Source organism: Aureibaculum marinum (assembly GCF_003813905.1).
GTDB classification, from domain to species: Bacteria; Bacteroidota; Bacteroidia; order Flavobacteriales; family Flavobacteriaceae; genus Aureibaculum; species Aureibaculum marinum.
This window is the reverse complement of record NZ_RPFJ01000098.1, coordinates 92,636-99,321: the sequence shown is the minus strand read 5'-3', so window position 1 is coordinate 99,321 and position 6,686 is coordinate 92,636. Positions and strand designations below refer to the sequence as shown.

Below are 6,686 nucleotides of genomic sequence, written 5' to 3'. Positions count from 1 at the left end.
GCTCACTAGGAATATAAAAGTTAGCATTTCTCTGTGCTCGTTGTGAACAACCTTAGTGCACCTTGCGGTGAAAAGCCTAACCACGAAGCTCACAATGGCTAACACGAAGTTCACTAGGAAAATGATATACCATTTATGATTTGTGCTCTTTGTGAACAACCTTAGTGCACTTTGTGGTAAAAAAGCTTAACCACGGAGAACACAACGACTAACACTAAGCTCACTAGGAGTATGAATAGTAATTATTCTCTGTGCCCTTTGTGAAACAGCTTAGTGCACCTTGTGGTAAAAAAGGTCTAACCACTAAGAACACAACGGTTAACACGAAGTTCACTAGGAAAATGATATACCATTTATGATTTGTGCTCTTTGTGAACTGCCTTAGTGCACTTTGTGGTAAAAAAAAGCCTAACCATGAAGTACACAACGTCAACCACAAAGCTCACTAGGAAAATGATAGTAATTATTCTTTGTGTCCGTTGTGAAAAGCTTTGTCCTTTGTGGTAAAAAAGCTTAACTACGAAGAATACAACGTCAACCACGAAGCTCACTAAGAATATGGTAAAAATATTTCTCTATGCTCGTTGTGAACAACCTTAGTGCACCTTGTGGTAAAAAAGCTTAACTACGAAGAATACAACGTCAACCACGAAGCTCACTAAGAATATGGTAATAATATTTCTTTTTGCTCTTTGTGAATTGCCTTAGTGCACTTTGTGGTAAAAAAAACTTAACCACGAAGCACACAATAGCTAACACGAAGCTCACTAAGAATATGGTAATAATATTTCTCTGTGCTCGTTGTGAAAAACTTAGTGTCCTTTGTGGTAAAAAAAAATCTAACCCCTTAACACAACCTCATAGAACAACAAATTCACATAATCCTTGTTTACAATAATAATTAACACTTACCCTAATTTTACACCACATATCCTTAAACATAAGAGCCAATTTTACTTAAAAAATTAATACATTTGTAGAAAGAAAAATCATAATAAAAACTAGGCATGCTAAAAATTTTATCTCTAACGAGAATAAGTACTAGCGTACAGCATGTGTTCTTTAAAAATCAACACCTATAAGCACATGAAATTCCTTAAATTGTTTACATTTTTAGTACTAGTACTAGCTCAAATTTCCTGTAAACAAGAACAAAAAAACATCACTCAAAATAAAACAAACACTTTAATTAAATACGCTAAAGGCTTTGATATACAAGAAATTGGAAAATTTAAGAAATTAACTATAAAAACTCCCTACCCAAACGCAGAGCAAGCATTAGAATATTTAATTGTTCCAAAAAACAGTACCATTCCTGACAGCTTAAAAAAGTTTAAAATAATAGAAACACCAATTGAAAAATTAGTGGTTACCTCTACAACTCACATACCTATGCTAGAGTTATTAGATTCTGAAAATACCCTGGTTGGTTTTCCTAATTTAAAATATATTTCCTCTCCTAAAACAAGAGCTAGAATTGAAAAAAATCAATTGATTGAATTGGGAAATGAAGAAAATATTAATACAGAAATTTTATTAGATATTTCTCCCGAATTACTGATTGGATTTTCAATGAGTTCAAACAATAAAATGTTTAACACCATTGAAAAAGCAGGCATTCCTGTTATTTTAAATGGTGACTGGCTTGAAGAAACTCCATTAGGAAGAGCAGAATGGGTCAAATTTTTTGCTTTATTTTTTAATAAAGAAAAAAAGGCAGAGCTTATTTTTAATAAGATAGAATCGTCATACAATGAAGCTGTTGAAATCGCTAAAAAAGCCACTTCAAAACCTACAGTACTTTCTGGTGTAATATTTAACGATGTATGGAATTTACCAGCTGGAGAAAGCTTTATGGCTAATTTTTTAAAAGATGCCAATACCGATTATCTTTGGGCAAACACCAAAGGAAGAGGTAGTTTATCTCTCAGTTTTGAATCGGTATACGATAAAGGGCAGCATGCTGAATTTTGGATTGCTCCGGGACATTACAACAGCTTAGAACAACTACAAAAAGCAAATAGTCACTATAGTAAATTCGATGCTTTTGCCTCAAAAAATATTTTTTCATTCACTACCAAAACAGGAGTTAATGGAGGAGCTTTGTATTACGAAATGGCTCCAGTACAACCGGATGTGGTCTTGAAAGATATTATTAAAGTAACCCATCCATCATTACTCAAGGATTATGAACCGTTTTATTTGCAAGCTTTACATTGAAATCAAAACCTACATATTCACTAAAATTTACCTTTATTATTAGCCTATTATTCTTGGCTTTTTTAATAAATTTAAGTCTAGGCTCTGTTGATATTCCCTTACTAGATATAGTAAAAACCCTTTTTGGCGACACATCAATTAAAGACTCGTGGCAAAATATTATTCTAGACTTTCGATTACCCAAAGCCATTACTGCCATTTTAGTAGGTTCCGGACTTTCTATTAGCGGTTTATTGATGCAAACTCTTTTTAGAAATCCTTTAGCTGGCCCTTTTGTATTAGGTATAAGTTCAGGTGCTAGCTTAGGAGTTGCCTTATTAATATTAGGAACTTCAGCATTTTTAGGAGCTTCTGCTACCCTATCGATATCAAACTTGAGTATTGCCTTAGCTGCCAGTTTAGGTGCTTTTTTGGTGTTAGCAATAGTTATGCTTATTGCTAAAAATATAAAAAATACAATGTCTATACTTATCATTGGATTGATGTTTGGAAGTTTTACAGCCGCTATTATTAGTGTTTTAGCTTATTTTAGTAGTGCAGAAAGCTTACAGCAATATGTATTTTGGACTTTTGGAAGTTTGGGTAATTTGGCCTGGAATGAAATAACAATTCTTTTTACACTTACTTTTTTAAGTTTACTACTATTACTGAGCATTATAAAACCTTTAAATAGTCTGTTATTAGGCGAAAATTATGCCGTTAGCCTTGGCGTAAACTTAAAGAAGACAAGAAATTTAACCATGATAATTACAGGGTTGCTTACGGGCGTTATTACTGCTTTTTCTGGTCCAATAGCTTTTATTGGGTTGGCAGTACCACATTTAGCGAAATTATTAATTAACACCTCTGACCATAGAATAATAGTACCTGCTGTAGCTATTATTGGTGCTATAGTGATGCTATTTAGTGACACCATTGCCCAGTTACCCACTAGCGAATATACATTACCAATTAATGCGGTAACATCACTATTTGGAGCTCCTATGGTAATTTGGTTACTCATTAGAAAAAGAAAAACCTATTGAAAGAAAACGCTACAAATATCATCTTAAAAACAAATGACCTAAACATTGGATATCAACATAAAAAACAAGTGTTTTGTGTGGCATCTCATCTTAATGCTAGTTTAGCAAGAGGTAAATTTGTGTGTTTGTTAGGCAAAAATGGTATAGGAAAATCAACATTATTAAGAACATTAACTAAAGTTCAGCCTAAATTAGGAGGTCAAATACAAATTGACAATAAAGAATTGGAAACACTAAGCACTATTGAATTGGCAAAAAAAATGAGTTTAGTGTTAACTGAAAAAATTCCAGAAAACAACTTAACTGTTTACGAGCTTATCGCCTTAGGTAGACAACCTTATACCAATTGGATAGGCACGTTATCAGATGAAGATAAAAAATATGTAGATTTAGCTATTCAACAAACACACATTGAAGGTATTGCGAATAAAAAGTATACAGAACTAAGCGATGGTCAATTACAAAAAGTAATGATTTCCAGAGCCTTAGCACAAAACACAACTCTAATTATTTTAGACGAACCTACTGCTCACTTAGACATTCAAAACAAAGTAGAAATCTATAAATTATTAAAAACGCTGTGTGAAAATTATCAAAAAACCATATTAATCTCGTCACATGAAATTCATTTAGCTCTTCAACTCGCAGATCAATTATGGTTAATGAATGAAAAAGGAATCATTACAGGTAATACCAAAAGTTTAATTGAAGATGGCAGCGTGTCTAATTTATTTGCATCAAACTTAGTAACATTTGATGCAAATTCTAAACAATTCGTTATAAATACTAATTAAATTGGTTACTTTTGAAGTATCTAATCAAAAAAATTATTCGAAGATATTTCCATAGATTGTTCGCTATGCTTTCATGAAATAGTCGCTAAAAATTACATTTACATTTTTATTAGAATGATTGCATAAATTATTTTTTGTTAGATAACTAAATAATATTAATTACATGAAGTTTACCCTTATTGCTTTTATTTTCTCTCTAGCACTTTCCTGTGGTAGCTCTCCAAAAAGTTCGGATACTGAAACGATATCAACTACTGAGAAAAATACAAGTACAGATTCTATTAAAATTAATACCAATTTCATACTCGATTCTACAAACAATCTGGCTAACGAATATGGTCAGAAAATTTCTCAAGAAAATTTAAAAAAAATCCTGCATGTATTAGCATCAGACGAGTATTTCGGAAGGCGTACAGGAGAAATTGGACAAAAAAAAGCTGCTGAATTTATTAGTAATTATTATAAAAACTTAGGTGTTGCAGCAGCCGATTTAAACGGCAATTATTTACAAACCATTCCAAAAACCTATTTTAAAGGAAGTACACAAAACAATTCTGAAAATATAGTTGCTTATATCAAAGGTTCTGAAAAACCTGACGAATACATAATACTTTCTGCCCATTATGATCATTTAGGAATAAAAGGTGATAAAATTTATAATGGTGCTGATGATGATGCTTCCGGAACATCTGCGGTAATAGAAATTGCTAAGGCTTTTCAAAGTGCAGTAAAAACTGGTAATGGCCCTAAACGTTCTATCGTATTTTTACATGTAACTGGTGAAGAACTTGGACTATATGGTTCTAAATATTATACGGAAAATCCAATTTTTCCTTTAGAAAAAACAGTTGCCAATCTAAATATTGATATGATAGGACGCTTTGATGAAAAGCACGCAGAAAATCCAGAGTTTGTTTATTTAATTGGATCTGATAAATTAAGTAGTGAATTACATGAATTGTCGGAAGCTACGAATAAAAAATACACCCAATTGGAATTAGATTACACCTATAATGCTGAAAACGATCCGAATAGATTTTATTACAGATCAGACCATTATAATTTTGCAAAAAATAACATTCCCGTTATCTTTTATTTTAATGGTGTTCATGAAGATTATCATAAGCCTTCTGATACTGCAGATAAAATAAGATTTGATTTGCTTCAAAAACGGACACAATTGGTGTTTTACACCGCTTGGGAAATTGCAAATAGAGATAAAAAATTAGTAGTAGATAAATAATAAGTGTACGCAGTAGTTGACATAGAGACCACAGGTGGTAAATACAATGAAGAAGGTATTACCGAAATTGCCATACATAAATTTGATGGACATCAAATAGTAGATAGTTTTATAAGTTTGATAAATCCTGAACGCAGCATTCAGCCTTTTGTAGTTAATTTAACAGGTATTAACAATCAAATGTTACGCAATGCTCCTAAATTTTATGAAGTTGCAAAACGCATCATTGAAATTACTAATGATTGTGTTATTGTAGCACACAATTCACAATTTGATTATAGAATATTGCGAACTGAATTTAAACGTTTGGGATACGATTATAAAAGAGAAACTTTGTGTACGGTAGAGCTTAGTAAAAAATTAATTCCCGAGTTAGACTCTTACAAATTAGGAAAATTATGCAGAGCTTTAGGTATTCCAGTTACAGATAGACACAGAGCAAATGGAGATGCAATTGCTACTACAAAGCTTTTTCAATATCTATTGGATAAAGATGTTAAAAAAGAAATTATTAAAAGTGCTATAAAAAACGAGCCAAAATTACAGCTAGATCCAAAGTTGAATGATATTGTAGATGCATTACCAACAAAAACTGGTGTTTACTATATGCACAGAGCCGACGGAGAAATTATTTATATCGGAAAAAGTAAAAACATAAAAAAAAGGGTCAATCAACACTTTACCAATTCAAGTCATAAATCAAAAAAAATGCAATCACAAGTAGCTACTGTTACTTACGAAATAACAGGAAGTGAACTTGTTGCTCTACTTAAAGAAAGTGAAGAAATAAAACGTAATAAACCATTATTTAACAGAGCTTTAAGAAGAACAATTTTTACACATGCATTATATAGCTTTATTGATAAAGACGGGTACATCAATTTAAAAATTGACAAAGCAAATGGTAAAGAAAATCCTATTACTACGTTTGCAAATAGACAAAGTGCAAAAAGCCATCTCTTCAGAATCACAGAAGAATATCACCTTTGTCAAAAATTAACAGGTTTGTATAACACCAAAACAAACTGTTTTAATTACACTATAAAATCTTGTAATGGAGCTTGTATGCTAAAAGAAACTCCAGAAGAATATAACAAGCGTGTTAAACAAGTGATTACCAAACATAGTTTTGAAAATAAAAATATAATTATTTTAGATAAAGGTCGTGAATATGACGAGCACAGTGCTATTCTAATTGAAAATGGTATTTTTAAAGGGATTGGATTCTATAATTTGAACTACCAAATTAATAATATTGATGTTTTAAAATCGTTAATCACTACCATGGAAAACAATAGAGATGTACAACACATCATAAAAAGTTATTTACGAAGAAATAGGGTAAAAAAAATAATTGAGATACCAAACTCATAAGTTTTCAAATAATAAACCTATTCTAAAGTT

The 6,686-nt window shown here is 31.4% G+C and carries 5 protein-coding genes; all 5 read left to right on the top strand.

The genetic code is table 11. From position 1 onward, the window contains the following. Positions 1-1,086: 1,086 nt before the first annotated feature. Complete coding sequence (locus EGM88_RS15510) at positions 1,087-2,220, top strand: ABC transporter substrate-binding protein (RefSeq protein WP_123899329.1); 1,134 nt, start codon at positions 1,087-1,089, stop codon at positions 2,218-2,220. Beyond that, positions 2,217-3,245: a FecCD family ABC transporter permease gene (locus EGM88_RS15505; RefSeq protein WP_123899328.1), complete on the top strand. Its 1,029-nt coding sequence runs from the start codon at positions 2,217-2,219 to the stop codon at positions 3,243-3,245. The genes EGM88_RS15510 and EGM88_RS15505 overlap by 4 nt, the downstream gene beginning before the upstream one ends. After that, positions 3,242-4,039 carry an ABC transporter ATP-binding protein gene (locus tag EGM88_RS15500; RefSeq protein WP_123899327.1) on the top strand — a complete coding sequence of 266 codons (798 nt, stop codon included), beginning with the start codon at positions 3,242-3,244 and terminating at the stop codon, positions 4,037-4,039. The genes EGM88_RS15505 and EGM88_RS15500 overlap by 4 nt, the downstream gene beginning before the upstream one ends. A 163-nt stretch (positions 4,040-4,202) precedes the next feature. Next, the gene (locus tag EGM88_RS15495; RefSeq protein WP_123899326.1) at positions 4,203-5,282 is read left to right on the top strand and encodes a M28 family metallopeptidase; all 1,080 of its coding nucleotides are present in this window, start codon (positions 4,203-4,205) and stop codon (positions 5,280-5,282) included. A gap of 3 nt (positions 5,283-5,285) precedes the next feature. Next, complete coding sequence (locus tag EGM88_RS15490) at positions 5,286-6,656, top strand: exonuclease domain-containing protein (RefSeq protein ID WP_123899325.1); 1,371 nt, start codon at positions 5,286-5,288, stop codon at positions 6,654-6,656. The last annotated feature ends 30 nt before the right edge of the window (positions 6,657-6,686 follow it).